16 protein-coding genes and 1 riboswitch are annotated in these 18,086 nt (G+C 70.9%); of the genes, 12 read left to right on the top strand and 4 right to left on the bottom strand.

Going from position 1 to position 18,086, the window contains the following annotated elements; genetic code table 11:
* Nucleotides 1–181: 181 nt before the first annotated feature.
* A complete protein-coding gene (gene erpA, locus ACQEVS_RS08835; protein WP_004946545.1) occupies nucleotides 182–538 on the top strand; it encodes an iron-sulfur cluster insertion protein ErpA in 357 nt (118 codons plus the stop codon).
* Nucleotides 539–626: 88 nt separating this feature from the next.
* Here the strand turns inward: erpA and ACQEVS_RS08830 are convergent, their stop codons facing one another.
* The gene (locus ACQEVS_RS08830; RefSeq protein WP_433017569.1) at nucleotides 627–2,123 is read right to left on the bottom strand and encodes a hypothetical protein; all 1,497 of its coding nucleotides are present in this window, start codon (nucleotides 2,121–2,123) and stop codon (nucleotides 627–629) included.
* A 123-nt stretch (nucleotides 2,124–2,246) separates the two neighbouring features.
* Complete coding sequence (locus ACQEVS_RS08825; protein WP_433017566.1) at nucleotides 2,247–2,471, bottom strand: hypothetical protein; 225 nt, start codon at nucleotides 2,469–2,471, stop codon at nucleotides 2,247–2,249.
* A gap of 193 nt (nucleotides 2,472–2,664) precedes the next feature.
* Here ACQEVS_RS08825 and ACQEVS_RS08820 point away from each other — a divergent pair, with 193 nt between their 5' ends.
* Nucleotides 2,665–3,642: a carbohydrate kinase family protein gene (locus tag ACQEVS_RS08820; RefSeq protein WP_433017563.1), complete on the top strand. Its 978-nt coding sequence runs from the start codon at nucleotides 2,665–2,667 to the stop codon at nucleotides 3,640–3,642.
* A 212-nt stretch (nucleotides 3,643–3,854) separates the two neighbouring features.
* Here the strand turns inward: ACQEVS_RS08820 and ACQEVS_RS08815 are convergent, their stop codons facing one another.
* The gene (locus ACQEVS_RS08815; protein ID WP_433017560.1) at nucleotides 3,855–5,237 is read right to left on the bottom strand and encodes a cysteine desulfurase/sulfurtransferase TusA family protein; all 1,383 of its coding nucleotides are present in this window, start codon (nucleotides 5,235–5,237) and stop codon (nucleotides 3,855–3,857) included.
* Between the two features lie 262 nt (nucleotides 5,238–5,499).
* On the opposite strand from ACQEVS_RS08815, the gene ctaC reads away from it, so the two are divergent.
* The 4 genes from ctaC (at nucleotide 5,500) to ACQEVS_RS08795 (ending at nucleotide 9,954) form a co-directional block, all read left to right on the top strand.
* Nucleotides 5,500–6,465, top strand: a complete 966-nt coding sequence (ctaC, locus tag ACQEVS_RS08810; RefSeq protein ID WP_433017557.1) for an aa3-type cytochrome oxidase subunit II — start codon at nucleotides 5,500–5,502, stop codon at nucleotides 6,463–6,465.
* On the top strand, nucleotides 6,462–8,183 hold the full coding sequence (gene ctaD, locus ACQEVS_RS08805) for an aa3-type cytochrome oxidase subunit I (RefSeq protein ID WP_398276124.1): 1,722 nt from the start codon (nucleotides 6,462–6,464) through the stop codon (nucleotides 8,181–8,183). The genes ctaC and ctaD overlap by 4 nt, the downstream gene beginning before the upstream one ends.
* Nucleotides 8,180–8,578 (top strand): cytochrome c oxidase subunit 4, encoded by a 399-nt coding sequence (locus ACQEVS_RS08800; RefSeq protein ID WP_004954088.1) that lies wholly within the window; start codon nucleotides 8,180–8,182, stop codon nucleotides 8,576–8,578. The genes ctaD and ACQEVS_RS08800 overlap by 4 nt, the downstream gene beginning before the upstream one ends.
* A gap of 131 nt (nucleotides 8,579–8,709) precedes the next feature.
* Complete coding sequence (locus tag ACQEVS_RS08795) at nucleotides 8,710–9,954, top strand: Ig-like domain-containing protein (protein WP_433017552.1); 1,245 nt, start codon at nucleotides 8,710–8,712, stop codon at nucleotides 9,952–9,954.
* 21 nt (nucleotides 9,955–9,975) lie between these two features.
* On the opposite strand, the gene ACQEVS_RS08790 is transcribed toward ACQEVS_RS08795, so the two are convergent.
* Nucleotides 9,976–10,383, bottom strand: a complete 408-nt coding sequence (locus tag ACQEVS_RS08790; protein WP_433027393.1) for a hypothetical protein — start codon at nucleotides 10,381–10,383, stop codon at nucleotides 9,976–9,978.
* A 329-nt stretch (nucleotides 10,384–10,712) separates the two neighbouring features.
* On the opposite strand from ACQEVS_RS08790, the gene ctaE reads away from it, so the two are divergent.
* The 6 genes from ctaE to ACQEVS_RS08760 all read left to right on the top strand — a co-directional run bounded on the left by ctaE (nucleotide 10,713) and on the right by ACQEVS_RS08760 (nucleotide 17,994).
* Nucleotides 10,713–11,333, top strand: coding sequence for an aa3-type cytochrome oxidase subunit III (gene ctaE, locus ACQEVS_RS08785; protein WP_398276117.1), 621 nt, complete (start codon nucleotides 10,713–10,715; stop codon nucleotides 11,331–11,333).
* A gap of 68 nt (nucleotides 11,334–11,401) precedes the next feature.
* Nucleotides 11,402–12,211, top strand: coding sequence for a cytochrome bc1 complex diheme cytochrome c subunit (gene qcrC / locus ACQEVS_RS08780; protein ID WP_433017548.1), 810 nt, complete (start codon nucleotides 11,402–11,404; stop codon nucleotides 12,209–12,211).
* Complete coding sequence (gene qcrA / locus ACQEVS_RS08775; protein ID WP_433017545.1) at nucleotides 12,208–13,263, top strand: cytochrome bc1 complex Rieske iron-sulfur subunit; 1,056 nt, start codon at nucleotides 12,208–12,210, stop codon at nucleotides 13,261–13,263. Before qcrC ends, qcrA begins: the two co-directional genes overlap by 4 nt.
* The gene (gene qcrB, locus ACQEVS_RS08770; RefSeq protein ID WP_433017542.1) at nucleotides 13,260–14,900 is read left to right on the top strand and encodes a cytochrome bc1 complex cytochrome b subunit; all 1,641 of its coding nucleotides are present in this window, start codon (nucleotides 13,260–13,262) and stop codon (nucleotides 14,898–14,900) included. Before qcrA ends, qcrB begins: the two co-directional genes overlap by 4 nt.
* Before the next feature lie 163 nt (nucleotides 14,901–15,063).
* The gene (trpD, locus tag ACQEVS_RS08765; RefSeq protein WP_433017539.1) at nucleotides 15,064–16,131 is read left to right on the top strand and encodes an anthranilate phosphoribosyltransferase; all 1,068 of its coding nucleotides are present in this window, start codon (nucleotides 15,064–15,066) and stop codon (nucleotides 16,129–16,131) included.
* Nucleotides 16,132–16,425: 294 nt separating this feature from the next.
* A riboswitch (SAM riboswitch) is annotated at nucleotides 16,426–16,543 on the top strand.
* Between the two features lie 155 nt (nucleotides 16,544–16,698).
* Entirely contained in the window at nucleotides 16,699–17,994 is a 1,296-nt protein-coding gene (locus tag ACQEVS_RS08760) for an aminotransferase class V-fold PLP-dependent enzyme (RefSeq protein ID WP_433017536.1), read from the top strand.
* Nucleotides 17,995–18,086: the final 92 nt, after the last annotated feature.

Here is an 18,086-nt window from a genome sequence, read left to right as displayed (position 1 = left end):
TATCATAACTGCTTCGTGTCACTTTGACGATGCCCATTGCGTCGATGTGACGCATTCCCGGGCGCGCGGCGGATGTGCGAGCATGAAAGCCAGGAACACACGGCCGGACCCGGAATGAATCCCGGGCTCCGTCGGTTCAGCCGAGGGCAAGCAGTCCGCACGAAACCCGGGAGTGAAGCAGATGTCCGTTCAGGACGAGAAGACCACTGTGAGCGACGGCATCCTCCTGTCCGACGCCGCGGCAGCGAAGGTCAAGAGCCTGCTGGAGCAGGAAGGCCGGGACGACCTCGCGCTGCGCGTCGCCGTCCAGCCCGGCGGCTGCTCCGGCCTGCGCTACCAGCTCTTCTTCGACGAGCGCTCGCTCGACGGCGATGTCGTGAAGGACTTCGACGGCGTCAAGGTCGTCACCGACCGGATGAGCGCCCCGTACCTGGGCGGCGCCTCCATCGACTTCGTCGACACCATCGAGAAGCAGGGCTTCACGATCGACAACCCGAACGCCACGGGCTCGTGCGCCTGCGGCGACTCCTTCAGCTGACGGTCACCGGCACCGCGCGCGAAGAAGGCGGGCACCCCTCGCGAAGGGGCGCCCGCCTTCCCCGTATCCCGACGTACCCCGACGCGGATCAGCCCCGCGGCACCGGCTCGCCCGTCGCCACGTCCACCACCTTCCGCCCGTCCAGCGGCCGGTCCAGCGCCACCTTCCGGTCGAACCGCCGGGCCATCAGCACACACGGCCGCCCGGGCTCCCGCGCGACGCCCGTGATCTTCACCGTCACCGCCGCCGCCGACTGGGCCGGCGTCGAGACCGCGTAGTCGCTGCACACCCCGCCCCAGAAGTGCAGGGTGAGCCGCGTCCCGTCGGCGCTGTACGACGTCACCTGGGCCGGGACCGTCCGCCCGGACCCGCCGCCCGGGGCCGGCCGCGTGCCCCGCGCGGAGGACAGGTACTCCGGGTCCACCGCCGGCTCGACGACCGTCACCGTCGCCTTCCCGCCGCCCGGCACCGCCGCCTCGAACAGCCACGACGGCACCAGCGCGGGACGGCCCCCCACCGACCGCGCGGCCAGCGCGAACGTGGCCCCGCGTATCGGCACCGACGCGCGCGGCAGCGTGCCGCCCGAGCACGGGGGCGAGGCCGACCCCGGGGTGCCGCCCGCCCCCTCGTCCGCCGGCACCGGCGTCGCACAGCCCCCGATGCGCACGCCCCCCTTCCCGGCCCGCCGGTTGAGCTCGTCGAGTGCCCGCACCGCGCCGACCAGCGGATACTCCGCGCCCTTCACCGGCGCCACCACCGCGCCCGCGCCGTCCGTCACCCGGCCGTCGGCGCCGACCCGCAGGACGGTCTGCCGGCCGTACGTGGGCAGTCCGCCCAGGACGGGGTCGGCGGCGACCGTCCGTACGGCGCCGAACACCCGGCTCGCGTCCACCTTCGCGTCGCCCAACCCCAGGGCCGCGAGCACCGGCCGGGCCGCCGCCCGAGCGCGTTCCTCCGACACCGGGCGCGCCGCCGCCGGGTCGGAGCCGCCGGGCCGGTCCCGGAAGCTCGGGCAGGCGGGGGCGTCGTCCGGACGGTCCTTCTCCGGCCCGGCGCCCGGCGGGTGGACGCACGGCTTCCCGCCGGCGATCCCGTGCAGCGCGTACGTCCAGTCGCCCGGCGTGTCCGCCCCCACCCGCAGCGTCGGCTCGGCGCCCTGCCCGACGGTCCAGGCGCCGTCCGCCTTCCGCGGTTCGCCCTTGACGCCCAGCGCCCGGGCCAGCGCCGCCACGTCGGCGGCGGCCGGCGCCCGGCCCGCCGTGTACACGGGGGCCCTGGCCGGGCCGTCGGGCAGCCGCCCCTCGGCCCGGTAGCGGGTGCCGCCGCCGTTGGGGTCCGGCTCGCCCACCGCGATGCCCGGCGGCGGTCCGCTCGAACCGCCGACGCCACCGTCATCGTCCAGCGCCAGCGGCGGCGGTGGCACCGCCTTCTCCTCCGCGGCGGGCCCGGACGAACCGCCGCCCGCCGTCGCGGCCCAGTACGCGCCGCCGCCACCGGCCAGCAGCACGGCCGCCGCTACCGACGCGACCACCGGCGGCGCATGCTTCCGCCGCCGCTTGCCGGAGGTGTCGCCCTCGGTGCCCACCGCATCGCTCCTTCGCTCCGCGTCCACCGGTGTCCCGGTCCCCGCCCCGGCCGGGGTGGGGCGCCAGTGGGACGGGGCAGGGGAGCGGGCGGTTCCACGGCGCGGCCCGGCGGCGCGGTGGGCTCAGTCGCCGTACTCGGACATACCGCGCAACAGCCGCACCGTCCGCTCCGGCACCGACACCCCGTGCAGCGGCCGCGGCGCGGGCGCCTCACCGGCCGCCTCGACCCGCCAGTGCGGCAGCATCCCGGCACAGTCCCGGCGCAGCGCGGCGAGCGAGTCACCGTCGGCGGCGGCCTGCGCGACGGGCGGGGTGGCCTGGGTGACGTGGTTCACAGGAGTCGCCATACAGGCACCGTACTGACCGCCACGGCCGTGGAGAAAGGCCGGTCATCAGGTAAATTCAGCCGCTCGTGGCGAGATCGGGACTGGTGTCCCGAGCGGGAGCCGATAGCGTGGTACGGCCTTTTGCTGTTCGGCCCGCTTTCCCCCGTAGCGCCATCGCCCTTCACCGCCTCGCCCCGCAAGGAGCAGATTCGCCGTGCGTATCGCTGTCACCGGCTCCATCGCCACCGACCACCTGATGACGTTCCCCGGCCGATTCGCCGACCAGCTCGTGGCGGACCAGCTGCACACGGTCTCCCTGTCCTTCCTCGTCGACGAACTCGACGTCCGCCGCGGTGGCGTGGCCCCCAACATCTGCTTCGGCATGGGCGTCCTGGGCCTGCACCCGATCCTCGTCGGCGCCGCGGGCGAGGACTTCGCCGACTACCGCGCCTGGCTGGACCGGCACGGCGTCGACACGGACTCGGTGCACATCTCCGAGGTCCTGCACACCGCCCGTTTCGTCTGCACCACGGACACCGACCACAACCAGATCGCGTCCTTCTACACCGGTGCCATGAGCGAGGCCCGCCTCATCGAGCTCCAGCCGGTCGCCGACCGCGTCGGCGGCCTCGACCTGGTGCTGATCGGCGCCGACGACCCCGAGGCGATGCTCCGCCACACGGAGGAGTGCCGCACCCGCGGCATCCCCTTCGCCGCCGACCCCTCCCAGCAGCTCGCCCGCATGGACGGCGACGACATCCGGCAGCTCGTCGAGGGCGCCACGTACCTGTTCACCAACGAGTACGAGAAGGCGCTCATCGAGTCCAAGACCGGCTGGACCGGCGAGGAGATCCTCGCCAAGGTCGGCACCCGCGTCACCACGCTCGGCGCCCGCGGGGTGCGTATCGAGCGGGCCGGGGAGCCGGCGATCGAGGTCGGCTGCGCCGAGGAGCAGGCGAAGGTCGACCCGACGGGGGTCGGCGACGCTTTCCGCGCGGGGTTCCTGGCGGGGCTGACCTGGGAGCTGTCCCTTGAGCGGTCCGCTCAGCTCGGGTGCATGCTGGCCACTCTCGTGATCGAGACGCTGGGTACTCAGGAGTACGAGCTGCGGCGGGGGCACTTCATGGAGCGGTTCGCGAAGGCTTACGGCCACGAGGCGGCCGCCGAGATCCGGGCGCGCTTGGGGGAGTGACCTCTGCGGGGGGCTGTGCCCCGGTCCCTCCCCCAGAGGGGGGACCCCCACTTCACCGTTTCTTGCGGGGGCAAGCCCCCGCACCCCCACTCAGCCCGTCCGGCGTTTGAGGACGAGCGGCGGAGCCGCGAAAAAGGGGGTCTGGGGGCTTGCCCCCAGGAATCGGCGAAGTGGGGGTCCCCCTCTGGGGGAGGGACCGGGGCACACCCCCCCTACGAAACCCGCCGCACCGTATAACCGACCCCACCCTCGACCACCCGTTCCCCCACATACTCCTGCCCCCGCATATCGCACCAAGCAGGAACATCCAGCCGCGCAGCCGCATCATCGGACAGCACGGTCACCAAGCCCCCGACCGGCACCCGGTCGAACACCTTCGCCAGCTCGATCACCGGAATCGGGCACCGCTTCCCGAGCGCGTCCACGACGACCTCAGGCGCACCCCCGGCCGGGGCCGGTGCCTCCGCAGGGGCGCCCAGATGCCGGCGCACCCCCTCCACCACCCCCGGCAGGACCTCAAGGAACCGCTCCACGTCCGCCTCAAGAGCCCCTCGAGGCAGCGAAACCCGCACGTTCCCTTCCGACAGCACCCCCATCGCCCGCAGCACATGGCTCGGTTCCAGCGTGCTGGACGTGCAGGAGGAGCCGGAGGAGACGGAGAAGCCCTCGCGGTCGAGGGCGTGGAGGAGGGCCTCGCCGTCGACGTAGAGGCAGGAGAAGGTGACGATGTGCGGCAGGCGCCGGGCGGGATGGCCGACGACCTCGACGTCGGGGACCAGGGCGGGGACGCGGGCGCGGACGCGGTCGACGAGGGCGCGCAGCCGGGCCGCCTCCGCGTCGGCCTCGGCGCGGACGGCCCGCAGCGAGGCCGCCGCGGCGACGATCGCCGGGAGGGCGGGGAAGCCGGGCGCGCGGCCCGCCTCCCGTTCGTCCACCGGGCCGGGCGGGGAGAAGCGGGTGCCCTTGCGGACGGCCAGCAGGCCGACGCCCGCCGGGCCGCCCCACTTGTGCGCACTGGCCGTCAGGAGTGACCAGCCTTCCGGGACCGGGCCCCAGCCGAGCGACTGTGCCGCGTCCACCAGCAGCGGCACCCCGGCCGCCCGGCAGAGGGAAGCCACCTCGGCCACCGGCTGCTCCGTGCCGGTCTCGTGGTTGGCCGACTGGAGGGCGGCCAGCGCGGTGTCGGGGCGCAGGGCCGCCGCGTACTCGGCGGGGTCGACGAGGCCGGTCCGGTCCACACCCACCCGGGTGACGCCCCCGCCGTCCGCCTCCAGGGCGTCGGCCGAGTGGAGGACGGCGGAGTGTTCGACCGCGGACACCACCAGGTGGCGGCCGGTCCTGCGGCGGCCGGCGAGCGCTCCGGCGATGCCGTCGTGCAGTGCGCGGGTACCCGAAGGGGTGAAGGAGAGTTCGTCGGGCCGGCAGCCGACCGCCTCGGCCGCGGTCTCCCGGGCCGCGTCGAGCAGCAACCGGGCCCGCCGGCCCTCGCGGTGGAGCCGGGCGGGGTCGGCCCAGCCCTCGTCGAGGGCGGCGAGCAGCGCCTGACGGGCGACGGGATGCGGGGGTGCGGCGGAGGCGGCGTCGAAGTAGGGCACGTCACCGAACCTAGCGCGCGCCCGGCCGCCGCGCGGGCCAGGGCTGACGCCCTCCCAGATCCCGCCCGGAGCCGGTGGTTCCATCCCTTCGGTGAGTTGTGGACCGGCCCCCGGCGCGTTGGGCACCCTCCCCGCGCGACCCCAAATAGCGTCCAGTAGGGTTTGGTCCGCATAAACATCCAAACCCTGCCCGCAGCGGGCCGGCGACCGACCGAGACGGCCGCAGCCGGCCGCGCGGGCGAGACTCTCGGGAAGGCGCTACGTGAGTCCCAACGGCTCCGACCGCTCGTCGCGGCGCCCGGTGCGGCGGAAGCTGCTGCAGGCGCTGGCCGCGGGCGCTGTTCTGGCGACCGCCACCGGTTGCACATCGAAGGACTTTCCCCGCCTCGGAATGCCCACTCCCGTCACGGAGGAGGCGCCGCGGATCCTCTCCCTGTGGCAGGGCTCGTGGGCCGCGGCCCTCGCGGTCGGTGTCCTGGTGTGGGGCCTGATCCTCTGGAGCGTCATCTTCCACCGGCGCAGCCGGAGCAAGATCGAGGTTCCTACCCAGACCCGGTACAACATGCCTCTCGAGGCGCTGTACACCGTGGTCCCGATCATCATCGTCTCGGTGCTCTTCTACTTCACGGCCCGTGACGAGAACAAGCTCATCGCCAACCCGGACAAGCCGCAGCACGTCGTGAACGTGATCGGCTTCCAGTGGAACTGGGCCTTCAACTACATGGAGACCGCCCAGGGCCAGAAGCCGGGCCAGGCGCTGCGTGGCATCAAGGAGCTCGACGCCATCCCCGACCGGTTCCTGAAGAAGGCTCCGGCGGACGCGGCGGGCGTCTACGACACGGGCATCCCGGGCACCCGGAACCCGCAGAACGGCATGCCCGGCCCCACGCTGTGGCTGCCCAAGGGAGAGACGGTCGAGTTCATCCTGACCTCCCGCGACGTCAACCACTCCTTCTGGGTGCTGCCGTTCCTGATGAAGCAGGACGTCATCCCGGGCCACACCAACAGCTTCACGGTGACCCCCAACCGGGAGGGCACCTTCCGGGGCAAGTGCGCCGAGCTCTGTGGGCAGGACCACTCGCGGATGCTCTTCAACGTCAAGGTCGTCTCTCCTGAGCGGTACCAGAAGCACCTCAAGGAGCTGGCCGAGAAGGGGCAGACCGGCTACCTGCCGGCGGGCATCGCGCAGACGGATCACGCGAAGAACGCGGAGACCAAGAACAAGTGAGCATCCTCAACGAACCCCAGGGTGCCGCCGCATCAGCCCCGGCAGCACCGCCTGTTCGCGCCAAGGCGCCAGGCAACCAGGTGATCAAGTGGCTGACCACCACCGACCACAAGACGATCGGGACCCTGTACCTGGTCACGTCGTTCGTGTTCTTCTGCATCGGCGGCATCATGGCGCTGCTGATGCGCGCCGAACTCGCCCGTCCCGGCACGCAGATCATGTCGAACGAGCAGTTCAACCAGGCGTTCACGATGCACGGCACGATCATGCTGCTGATGTTCGCGACGCCGCTGTTCGCGGGCTTCGCGAACTGGATCATGCCGCTGCAGATCGGCGCGCCCGACGTGGCGTTCCCGCGACTGAACATGTTCGCCTACTGGCTGTACCTGTTCGGCTCGCTGATCGCCGTGGCCGGCTTCCTCACCCCGCAGGGCGCGGCCGACTTCGGCTGGTTCGCCTACGCGCCGCTGACCGACGCCGCCCACTCCCCGGGCGTCGGCGGTGACCTGTGGATCATGGGTCTGGCCTTCTCCGGCTTCGGTACGATCCTCGGCTCGGTCAACTTCATCACCACGATCATCTGCATGCGCGCGCCCGGCATGACGATGTTCCGGATGCCGATCTTCACCTGGAACGTCCTGCTGACCGGTGTCCTGGTCCTGCTGGCCTTCCCGGTGCTGGCCGCCGCGCTCTTCGCGCTGGAGGCGGACCGCAAGTTCGGGGCCCACATCTTCGACGCGGCCAACGGCGGCGCGTTGCTGTGGCAGCACCTCTTCTGGTTCTTCGGCCACCCCGAGGTGTACATCATCGCCCTGCCGTTCTTCGGCATCATCTCCGAGGTCATCCCGGTCTTCTCCCGCAAGCCGATGTTCGGTTACTGGGGTCTGATCGCGGCCACCATCTCCATCGCCGGCCTCTCGGTGACGGTGTGGGCGCACCACATGTACGTGACCGGCGGTGTGCTGCTGCCGTTCTTCTCCTTCATGACCTTCCTGATCGCGGTCCCGACCGGTGTGAAGTTCTTCAACTGGATCGGCACCATGTGGAAGGGCTCGCTGTCCTTCGAGACACCGATGCTCTGGGCCGTCGGCTTCCTGATCACCTTCACCTTCGGTGGTCTGACCGGCGTCATCCTGGCGTCGCCCCCGATGGACTTCCACGTCTCCGACTCGTACTTCGTCGTCGCGCACTTCCACTACGTCATCTTCGGCACCGTGGTGTTCGCGATGTTCGCCGGATTCCACTTCTGGTGGCCGAAGTTCACGGGCAAGATGCTGGACGAGCGGCTCGGCAAGATCACCTTCTGGACGCTGTTCGTGGGCTTCCACGGCACGTTCCTCGTCCAGCACTGGCTGGGCGCGGAGGGCATGCCCCGCCGGTACGCCGACTACCTGGCGGCCGACGGCTGGACCACGCTGAACACCATCTCCACCATCAGCTCGTTCCTGCTCGGCCTGTCGATCCTGCCGTTCTTCTACAACGTCTGGAAGACCGCCAAGTACGGCAAGAAGGTCGAGGTCGACGACCCGTGGGGTTACGGCCGCTCCCTGGAGTGGGCGACCTCCTGCCCGCCGCCGCGGCACAACTTCCTCACGCTGCCCCGCATCCGCTCCGAATCCCCGGCGTTCGACCTGCACCACCCGGAGATCGCGGCGCTGGAGCTGGAGGAGAACCTCGCTGACAAGGCCCTCGTGGGTGGCAAGGAGGCCGGCAAGTGAAGATCCAAGGCCGGATGTTCATCTGGCTCTCCGTCTTCATCCTGGCCATGGCCGTCGTCTACGGCGTGTGGTCGAAGGAGCCGGCGGGCACGACCGCGCTGTTCCTCGCCTTCGGCCTGTGCATCATGGTCGGCTACTACCTGGCGTTCACCGCGCGCCGGGTGGACGCCGGAGCGCAGGACAACAAGAACGCGGACGTCGCGGACGACGCCGGTGAGCTGGGCTTCTTCGCCCCGCACAGCTGGCAGCCGCTGTCCCTGGCGGTCGGTGGCGCCCTCGCCTTCGCGTCCATCGCGATCGGCTGGTGGCTGATGTACTTCTCCGCCCCCCTGATCGCGGTCGGCCTCTTCGGCTGGGTGTTCGAGTTCTACCGCGGCGAGAACCAGAACCAGTAGGTTCCCCGTCGCACGGGCCGGGCCCCGCACACCACTCGGTGTGCGGGGCCCGGCCTTCGGCGTACCGCGCGGCCCCACCCGTTTGCCCCTCCCCGGGGGCCGAAGGAGGCGATTCTTCCTACGGTGTGACCATGAGCCACTCTCCTCGACGCCGCACGGTGCTCGGCGGCGCGCTGCTGCTGGTCCCCCTGGCGCTGGGGGGCACCGGGTGCAGCTCGTCCAACCCGCTGGCCGACGCGCCCTACGACGCCGCCGGACAGGTCGTGCTGAAGGGCGCCGAGGACGGCCGCAAGGTCGATCCGAGCGTGCCCCTCGAAGTGAAGGCCACCGGCGACGACCGCATCACCGACGTCATCGCCACCGACGCCGCCGGCCGCTACGTGGGCGGCGAACTGGCCCCCGACGGCTCGTCCTGGCACAGCACCGGCTCTCTCGCGGCCGGCGCGCACTACACGGTCCGGGTGAGCACCGAGGACGACGACGGGGCCCAGGGCCGCCGTACGATCGGTTTCGACACCGGCCCGGCCACCCGGCTGCTGACCGTCGCGTTCGGCCCCAAGAGCGGCACCTACGGCGTCGGACAGCCCATCACCGCGGAGCTCAGCACCCCCGTCCAGACCCCCGCCGCGCGCGCCGTCGTCGAGCGCACCCTGCGGGTGGAGTCGCGGCCGGCCGTCCAGGGCTCCTGGTACTGGGTGAACAACCGCGTCCTGCACTACCGCCCCAAGGAGTACTGGCCCGCCCACGCGTCCATCGACGTCCACGCCACCCTCGACGGCATCAAGGTCGGCGGCGGCATGTACGGCGGCCCGTCCAAGCCGCTGCACCTCGACACGGGCGACCGGGTGGAGGCCGTCACGGACGCCGCCGGGCACTACATGAGCGTCATGAAGAACGGCCAGGAGATCCGCTCCATCCCCGTCACCACCGGCAAACCCGGCTACGACACGCGCAACGGGGTCAAGGTGATCCTCGGCCAGGAATCATTCGTACGGATGCGCGGGGACACCATCGGCATCGCCGAGGGCAGCGCCGACTCCTACGACCTGCCCGTCTACTGGGCCACCCGGGTGACGTGGAGCGGCGAATACGTGCACGCCGCGCCCTGGTCCGTCGGCTCGCAGGGGGCCGACAACGTCAGCCACGGCTGCACCGGCATGTCCACCGAGAACGCCAAATGGTTCTTCGACACCGTCCGGGTGGGTGACATCGTCAAGGTCGTCGGCAGCGCCGGCGCCACCATGACGCCCTTCGACAACGGCTTCGGCGACTGGAACCTGTCGTGGGAGGACTGGCGCAAGGGCAGCGCCCTGGAGGCCGGGACGCGCGAGGGGGCGACTCCGGCGGACGCGGCCCGGCTGCGGCCCAGCGTCTGACGGAGGCCCCCGCGCGGGCCCTCAGGCGCCCGCGGCGGCCGTCGTCCGGTCGCGCAGCAGACCGGCCAGCGCGGCGGGGAAGGCCACCGGGTCCACCGGGTGCGTCACCGCCGCGTCCGCCCGGCTCCAGGTGGCCAGCCAGGCGTCCTGCGGGCGGCCCATCAGCAGCAGCACCGGCGGGCACCGGAACACCTCGTCCTTGAGCTGCCGGCAGACGCCCATGCCGCCCGCGGGGGCCGTCTCGCCGTCCAGGACGCAGACGTCGACGCGGTGTTCCGCCAGCGTCCGCAGCAGGGCCGGGAGGGTGGCGCACTCCAGGTACTCCACCGGCGGCAGGTCCGCCGCCGGCCGCCGGCCGCCGGCCAGCCGCACCTGTTCGCGGGTGCGCGCGTCGTCGCTGTAGACCAGCACCGTGGCCGTCGGCTGCATCGTTACCTCCACGCTCATGACAGGGGTGTCTCGGGCACAGCTGTGGAACGAGGGGACCGCTGGCGCGGATGCTACTCCGCGGGAGGGGCCGCGGAGGAGGGCGCGATCACCACGAGCACCCCCCGTCGGTCCCGTACGGGCGCCGACGGCCCGTCACCACCCGGCGCGCCACCGCCCCGGGAGCCCCGCGGAAGGATTCCTTCCCCCCTTCGGGGGACGACTCGGTGCTTGTCGGGTGACTGTCGGATTCGGCCGTACGAGCAGGGCACACGTCCTTGACACACCGAACGGCACCCCCCGGAGTGAGCGCGAGATAAGCGACCGACATAATGTCGGTCGTGGCGACAGCAACAGCAGTAGATACCGGGCACGCGCACCCCTCGGTCAACCGACCGAACCTCACCAGCGTCGGAACCATCATCTGGCTGAGTTCCGAGCTGATGTTCTTCGCGGCCCTCTTCGCGATGTACTTCACCCTGCGTTCGGTGACGGGCACCGACCACTGGTCGGATATGGCGTCGCATCTGAACGTCCCGTTCTCGGCGGGGAACACCACGATCCTGGTGCTCTCCTCGCTCACCTGTCAGCTGGGCGTGTTCGCGGCCGAGCGCGGTGACGTGAAGAAGCTGCGCACCTGGTTCACGATCACCTTCGTGATGGGTGCCATCTTCATCGGTGGCCAGATCTTCGAGTACACCGACCTGGTCAAGGAGGCGGGCCTCTCGCTGTCATCCGACGCGTACGGCTCTGCCTTCTACCTGACGACCGGCTTCCACGGCCTGCACGTGACGGGCGGACTCATCGCCTTCCTGCTGGTCCTGGGCAGGACGTACGCGGCCAAGAGGTTCACCCACCACCAGGCGACGGCGGCCATCGTCGTCTCCTACTACTGGCACTTCGTCGACGTGGTGTGGATCGGCCTCTTCGCCACGATCTACTTGATCAAGTAATCGGTCCCGTCCCGCACCGGACCAACAGTCCAGCATCGACGCAGAAGATCCTGACACCGGGGTAATCCGTGAAAAAGCTCTCCGCACGACGACGCCATCCGCTGGCGGCGGTCGTCGTCCTACTCTTCGCGCTGGCGGTAACCGGGGGGCTGTACGCCGCTTTCGCGCCGGCCGAGTCGGCCAAGGCCGATGACACCGCCCAGTCCCTGGCCATCGAGGAGGGCAAGAAGCTCTACTCCGTCGGCTGTGCCAGCTGCCACGGCACCGGCGCTCAGGGCACCTCCGACGGGCCGAGCCTGGTCGGCGTGGGTTCCGCGGCCGTGGACTTCCAGGTCGCCACCGGCCGTATGCCGATGCAGCAGCAGGGCGCCCAGGCGCCCCGCAAGAAGCCGGTCTACACGCAGGCGCAGATCGACCAGCTCGCCGCGTACATCTCCTCGCTCGGCGCGGGTCCGGCGGTTCCCTCGAAGGACCAGTACAGCCCCGACGGCGGCGACATCGCCAAGGGCGGCGAACTGTTCCGTACGAACTGCGCCCAGTGCCACAACTTCACGGGCAAGGGCGGCGCGCTGTCGAACGGCAAGTTCGCGCCCAGCCTGGAGGACGTCAACCCCAAGCACATCTACGAGGCCATGCAGACCGGCCCGCAGAACATGCCGTCCTTCCCCGACACCACGATGTCCCAGAAGAACAAGAAGGACATCATCGCGTACCTCGACGAGGTCAACACCAGCAAGTCGGAGAGCCCGGGCGGCCTCAACCTGGGCGGGCTCGGCCCGGTCAGCGAGGGTCTGTTCGGGTGGATCTTCGGCCTCGGCGCGCTGATCGCCCTCGCCATCTGGGTCGCCGCCCGGACCGCAAAGGCCAAGAAGTCATGAGTAGCCAAGACATTCCAGAAGAGACCCTGCCGAGCAAGCAGGGCGACACGCGCGAGGGCGCGGTGACGGTCAAGGGCGACCCCTTCGCCGACCCGGGCCTGCCGCCGCACGAGCACCGCATCCAGGACGTCGACGAACGGGCCGCCAGGCGCTCCGAGCGCGTCGTGGCGTTCATGTTCACGCTGTCCATGCTGGCCACCGTCGGCTTCATCGCCGCCTACCTGGCCATCCCGATCGACAAGAACATCTATGTGTTCCCGCTCGGTCACATCAGCGCCATGAACTTCACGCTGGGGCTCACCCTCGGCGTGGCCCTGCTCTGCATCGGCGCGGGTGCGGTCCACTGGGCCCGCACCCTGATGTCGGACGAGGAGCGGATCGACGAGCGCCACCCGATCGAGGCGTCCCCCGAGGTCAAGGCCAAGGTCATGGCCGACTTCGCCGAGGGCGCCAAAGAGTCGGCGATGGGCCGTCGCCCGCTGATCCGCAACACGATGTTCGGCGCCCTGGCGCTGATGCCGCTCTCCGCCCTCTTCCTCTTCGGCGGCCTGGGCCCCAAGCCGGGCACCAAGCTCCGCAAGTCCAAGTGGGCGCCCGGCAAGCTGCTGGTCAACCAGAACACGATGCAGCCGCTGCGTCCCGAGGACGTCCAGGTCGGCTCCCTCACCTTCGCCATGCCGCAGGGCATGTCGGAGGAGGACCACGACTTCCAGGTCCAGATCGCCAAGGCGGCCCTGATGATCGTCCGGCTCCGTCCGGAGGACATCAAGGACAAGAAGGAACTGGACTGGTCGGTCGACGGCATCGTCGCGTTCTCCAAGATCTGCACGCACGTGGGCTGCCCGATCAGCCTCTACGAGCAGCAGACCCACCACGTGCTCTGCCCGTGCCACCAGTCCACCTTCGACCTCTCCGACGGCGGTCGCGTGGTCTTCGGTCCGGCCGGGCACGCCCTTCCGCAGCTGCGGATCAAGGTCAATGACAAGGGCTACCTCGAGGCGATGGGCGACTTCGCCGAGCCCGTCGGTCCTGCCTTCTGGGAGCGCGGATGAGTACTGCAGACACCACGGCGGCCGGCAAGACCGGCCGCAAGGCACCCGCGGGTGAGCGGGTCGCCGACTGGGCCGACGGCCGGCTGGGCATCTACAGCCTGGCCAAGGTCAACATGCGGAAGATCTTCCCGGACCACTGGTCCTTCATGCTGGGCGAGGTCTGCCTCTACAGCTTCCTGATCATCATCCTCACGGGTGTGTATCTGACGCTGTTCTTCCACCCGAGCATGAACGAGGTCGTCTACCACGGCTCCTACGTCCCGCTCCAGGGACAGCGGATGTCCGAGGCGTTCTCCTCGACGATGCACATCAGCTTCGACGTCCGCGGTGGTCTGCTCATCCGGCAGATCCACCACTGGGCCGCGCTGATCTTCCTCGCCGGCATGTTCGTGCACATGATGCGCGTCTTCTTCACGGGCGCGTTCCGCAAGCCGCGTGAGATCAACTGGCTGTTCGGGTTCCTGCTGTTCTTCCTCGGCATGTTCACCGGCTTCACCGGTTACTCGCTGCCGGACGACCTGCTCTCCGGCACCGGTGTGCGCTTCGTGGACGGCGCGATCCTGTCCGTCCCGGTCATCGGCACCTACCTGTCGATGTTCGTGTTCGGCGGGGAGTTCCCCGGCGGGGACTTCGTGGCACGGTTCTACTCGGTCCACATCCTGCTGCTGCCGGGCATCATGCTCGGTCTCGTGGTGGCCCACCTGATCCTGGTCTTCTACCACAAGCACACCCAGTTCCCGGGTCCGGGCCGCACCGAGAAGAACGTCGTCGGCATGCCGCTGCTGCCCGTCTACATGGCCAAGGCGGGAGGCTTCTTCTTCCTCGTCTTCGGTGCCATCGCGGCCATCGCGGCGATCGCCACGATCAACCCCATCTGGGAGATCGGCCCCTACCGGCCGGACCAGGTGTCCACCGGCGCCCAGCCCGACTGGTACATGGGCTTCGCCGAGGGTCTGATCCGCGTCATGCCGGGCTGGGAGATCAACATCTGGGGCCACACCCTGGTCCTGGGCGTGTTCATCCCGCTGGTCATCTTCCCGCTGGTGCTCTTCGCCATCGCCTTCTGGCCGTTCCTGGAGGCATGGGCGACCGGCGACAAGCGGGAGCACCACCTGCTGGACCGTCCGCGCAACGCTCCGACGCGCACCGCCTTCGGTGTCGCCTGGATCGCCGCGTACTTCGTGATGCTGATCGGCGGTGGAAACGACCTCTGGGCCACGCACTTCCACCTGTCGCTCAACGCGATCACCTGGTTCGTCCGCATCGGGTTCTTCGCGGTCCCCGTGCTGTCGTTCATCGCCACCCGCCGGATCTGCATGGGTCTCCAGCGGCGCGACCGGGAGAAGGTCCTGCACGGCCGCGAGTCCGGCATCATCAAGCGCCTGCCGCACGGTGAGTTCGTGGAGGTCCACGAGCCCCTCACGCAGGAGCAGCTGCACACGCTCACCGCGCACGAGCAGCCGAAGCCGCTGGAGCTGGAGCCCGAGGTCGACAAGAACGGCGTCGCGCGCAAGGCGTCCATGGGCCAGAAGATGAAGGTCCGGCTCTCCAAGAGCATGTACGGGGAGGACAAGTTCGTCCCCAAGGCCACCGCGGAGGAGTACCAGGAGATCACGAGCGGCCACGGCCACCACTGATCCCCTGATCTCCGGATACGATCGCGACTGATCACAGCTGATCGCCACGGCAGGAGCCCCGTCCACCGCATGGACGGGGCTCTTCGCCGTCCCGGGACCTGGTTAGGCTGGGCACGTGCCCTGCGAGGACAGGGCCCCGTACCGACCACCAGGAGCGTGGACCATGAACGTTGCGACCCCGACAGGCGGCGACGGCACGGTGTCCCGGTCCTGGCCCGGCATCCTGGAGACACTGCTCGGCGGACGGGACCTGGCCGCGGACGACACCGCCTGGGCCATGGACCGCATCATGCGCGGGGCCGCCACCGACGCCCAGATCGCCGGCTTCGCCGTGGCCCTGCGCGCCAAGGGCGAGACGGTCGCCGAGATCTCCGGCCTGGTACGGGCCATGTACGCGCACGCCAACCTCATCGAGGTGCCCGGCCCCAGCGTGGACATCGTGGGTACGGGCGGCGACGGCGCCAAGACGGTGAACATCTCGACGATGTCGTCGATCGTCGTCGCGGGAACGGGCGTGAAGGTCGTCAAGCACGGCAACCGGGCCGCGTCCTCCGCGAGTGGGGCCTCCGACGTCCTGGAGAAGCTGGGCGTCAACCTGGACCTCTCCCCGGAGCGGGTGGTGGAGGTCGCCCGCGAGGCCGGCATCACCTTCTGCTTCGCCGTGAAGTTCCACCCCGCGCTGCGGCACGTCGCTGCCGCCCGCCGCGAACTCGGCGTCCGCACCACCTTCAACGTCCTCGGCCCGCTCACCAACCCGGCCCGCGTCCGCGCCCAGGCCACCGGCGTCGCCGACGCGCGGATGGCGCCCATCCTGGCCGGGGTGCTCGCCGAACGGGGCTCGTCCGCGCTGGTGTTCCGGGGCGACGACGGGCTGGACGAGCTGACGACCACGGCCACGTCGCGGGTGTGGGTCGTGCGGGACGGTGTGGTGCGGGAGGAGCACTTCGATCCGCGGGACGTGGGGATCGAGCTGGTGCCCGTGGAGGCGCTGCGCGGCGCGGACGCGTCGTACAACGCGGATGTGGCGCGGCGGGTGCTGGCGGGGGAGAGGGGGCCCGTGCGGGATGCGGTGCTGCTGAACTCGGCGGCGGCGCTGGTGGCGCTGGAGCCGTCCGACGAGCCGCTTGCGGTGCGGATCGCCGGGGGGATCGCGCGGGCGGCGGAGTCGATCGACAGCGGGGCGGCGGGGGCCGCTTTGGAGCGGTGGGTTCGGGTCAGTAACGGGGGGTGAGGGTGCCCCGGTCCCGCCCTTTCTCCGTTTCCTGGGGCTGCGCCCCAGACCCCGCTTGTCGCGGCTTCGCCGCTCGTCCTCAAACGCCGGACGGGCTGATTTCAGCGCGTTGGGGGTGCCCCCTTTGGGGGAGTTTGAGGACAACCGCGCGGAGCGCGGTTTCGGGGGTGCGGGGGCCGGCTCCCGCAGGAAACGGTGAAAGGGCGGGACCGGGGCACCACCCCCGGACATAAGCCGTCCGTATCACGGACCCCGCTTTCGCCGCCCTGATCCGCTATGCCATACTCGCCGCCAGGTCACGAGTGACAGCGACACAGGCCCCGGCCCGCTGTCCGGCAACCCTCCGTCCGTGGCGGGGTGCCCCGGGTGATGACCGGGCCGCAGGCAGCGAGGTCTGCGGCAAGCGCGGATCCCTCGCCAGGGATCCTGGTCGTCGAGGGAGTTCCTTCCGTGATCCAGCGAATGCGCTAGGGCCGAGAGCCCCTTCTCCGCGCCCGCACGTTCCCCTTCTCCTGCGCCGCCGTGCCGCCGCGCAGTGATCTGGCCTGCCTTCCACGGGAGTTCGTCATGTCCTCCACCGTTTCCGCCCCTGCTCCTGCCGTCGTCACCGGTCCCGCGCCGGCCCTGCCGCTGCCCGTCCTCGGCCGGGACGTCCGCGTTCCCGTCGCCGGCGGCGGCGAAGTCCCCTACGCCGCCCTCGACTACGCGGCGAGCGCGCCCGCCCTCCAGCGGGTGTGGGACGACGTCGCCGCCTACGCGCCGTACTACGGCAGCGTGCACCGGGGGGCCGGTTACCTCTCGCGGCTCTCCACCGAGCTGTTCGAGAACAGCCGGGCGACCGTCGCCGCGTTCCTCGGCTGCCGGGCGGACGACCAGGTGGTCTTCACCCGCTCGACCACCGACTCGCTCAACCTCCTGGCCGCGGCCCTGCCCGCCGGCACCCGGGTGTTCGTCTTCGAGACCGAGCACCACGCCGCCCTGCTGCCCTGGACCCGCCGCGCCGGCACCGGCGAGACGCCCGTCACCTGGCTGGACGCGCCGCGCAGCCCCGAGCAGGCCGTCGAGACGCTGGAACGGGCGCTGGCGGCGCGGGAGCCGTACGGTCCCGCGCTGGTGTGCGTGACGGGCGCGTCCAACGTGACCGGCGAGGTGTGGCCCGTCCGCGAACTCGCCGCCGCCGCGCACGCGCACGGCGCTCGTGTCGTCCTCGACGCGGCACAGCTCGCGCCGCACCGCGCGGTGGACATCGGCGAACTGGACGTCGACTGGGTCGCCTTCTCCGGCCACAAGCTGTACGCGCCTTTCGGCGCGGGGGTGTTGGCCGGGCGGGCGGACTGGCTGCGGGCGGCCGAGCCGTACCTCGCGGGGGGTGGTGCCACGCGCAGTGTGCGGCGGGAGGGCGACGGGGTGCAGCCGGTCGTGGAGTGGGACGAGGGGGTCGCGCGGCACGAGGCCGGGTCCCCGAACGTCATCGGCGCGCATGCCGTCGCCTCTGCTTGCCGGGCGCTGACCGAGGCGGGCTTCGAGCGGCTCGCCGCGCGGGAGGAGGCGCTGCTCGCACGGTTGCGCGCGGGGCTCGCGGCGGTACCGGGGGTTCGGGTCCTGTCCCTGTTCGGGGATGACGCGCCGCGGGTGGGGGTGGTGTCGTTCGTCGTCGACGGGTGGGAGAGTTCCGCGTTCGCCGCGGCTCTGTCCGGGGAGTACGGGATCGGGGTGCGGGATGGTCTTTTCTGCGCGCATCCCCTTGTGCGGGCGCTGCTCCCTGCGGGGGGCTCGGCCGTGCGTGTGAGCTTCGGCGTCGGGACGCCTGACGAGCACATCGAGCGGTTTGTGGGGGCGGTGGGGGAGTTGGCGGGGCGGTAGGCGCCTGCGGCGGGCTGTGCCCCGGTCCCGCCCCTTCGCCGATTCCTGGGGGCAAGCCCCCAGACCCCCTTGTCCTCAAACGCCGGACGGGC

The sequence above is a fragment of the Streptomyces sp. CA-181903 genome, from assembly GCF_050937075.1.
In the GTDB taxonomy this organism is placed as follows: Bacteria; Actinomycetota; Actinomycetes; order Streptomycetales; family Streptomycetaceae; genus Streptomyces.
This window is presented reverse-complemented; position numbering and strand designations above follow the sequence as displayed.

Excerpts from the sequence above, each read along its gene's own strand:
- qcrA (WP_433017545.1), top strand. The coding sequence starts at position 12,208 with ATGAGTAGCCAAGACATTCCAGAAGAGACCCTGCCGAGCAAGCAGGGC.
- erpA (WP_004946545.1), top strand. The coding sequence starts at position 182 with ATGTCCGTTCAGGACGAGAAGACCACTGTGAGCGACGGCATCCTCCTG.
- ACQEVS_RS08825 (WP_433017566.1), bottom strand. The coding sequence starts at position 2,471 with ATGGCGACTCCTGTGAACCACGTCACCCAGGCCACCCCGCCCGTCGCG.
- ctaE (WP_398276117.1), top strand. The coding sequence starts at position 10,713 with ATGTCGGTCGTGGCGACAGCAACAGCAGTAGATACCGGGCACGCGCAC.
- trpD (WP_433017539.1), top strand. The coding sequence starts at position 15,064 with ATGAACGTTGCGACCCCGACAGGCGGCGACGGCACGGTGTCCCGGTCC.
- ACQEVS_RS08790 (WP_433027393.1), bottom strand. The coding sequence starts at position 10,383 with ATGCAGCCGACGGCCACGGTGCTGGTCTACAGCGACGACGCGCGCACC.
- ACQEVS_RS08760 (WP_433017536.1), top strand. The coding sequence starts at position 16,699 with ATGTCCTCCACCGTTTCCGCCCCTGCTCCTGCCGTCGTCACCGGTCCC.
- qcrB (WP_433017542.1), top strand. The coding sequence starts at position 13,260 with ATGAGTACTGCAGACACCACGGCGGCCGGCAAGACCGGCCGCAAGGCA.
- ACQEVS_RS08795 (WP_433017552.1), top strand. The coding sequence starts at position 8,710 with ATGAGCCACTCTCCTCGACGCCGCACGGTGCTCGGCGGCGCGCTGCTG.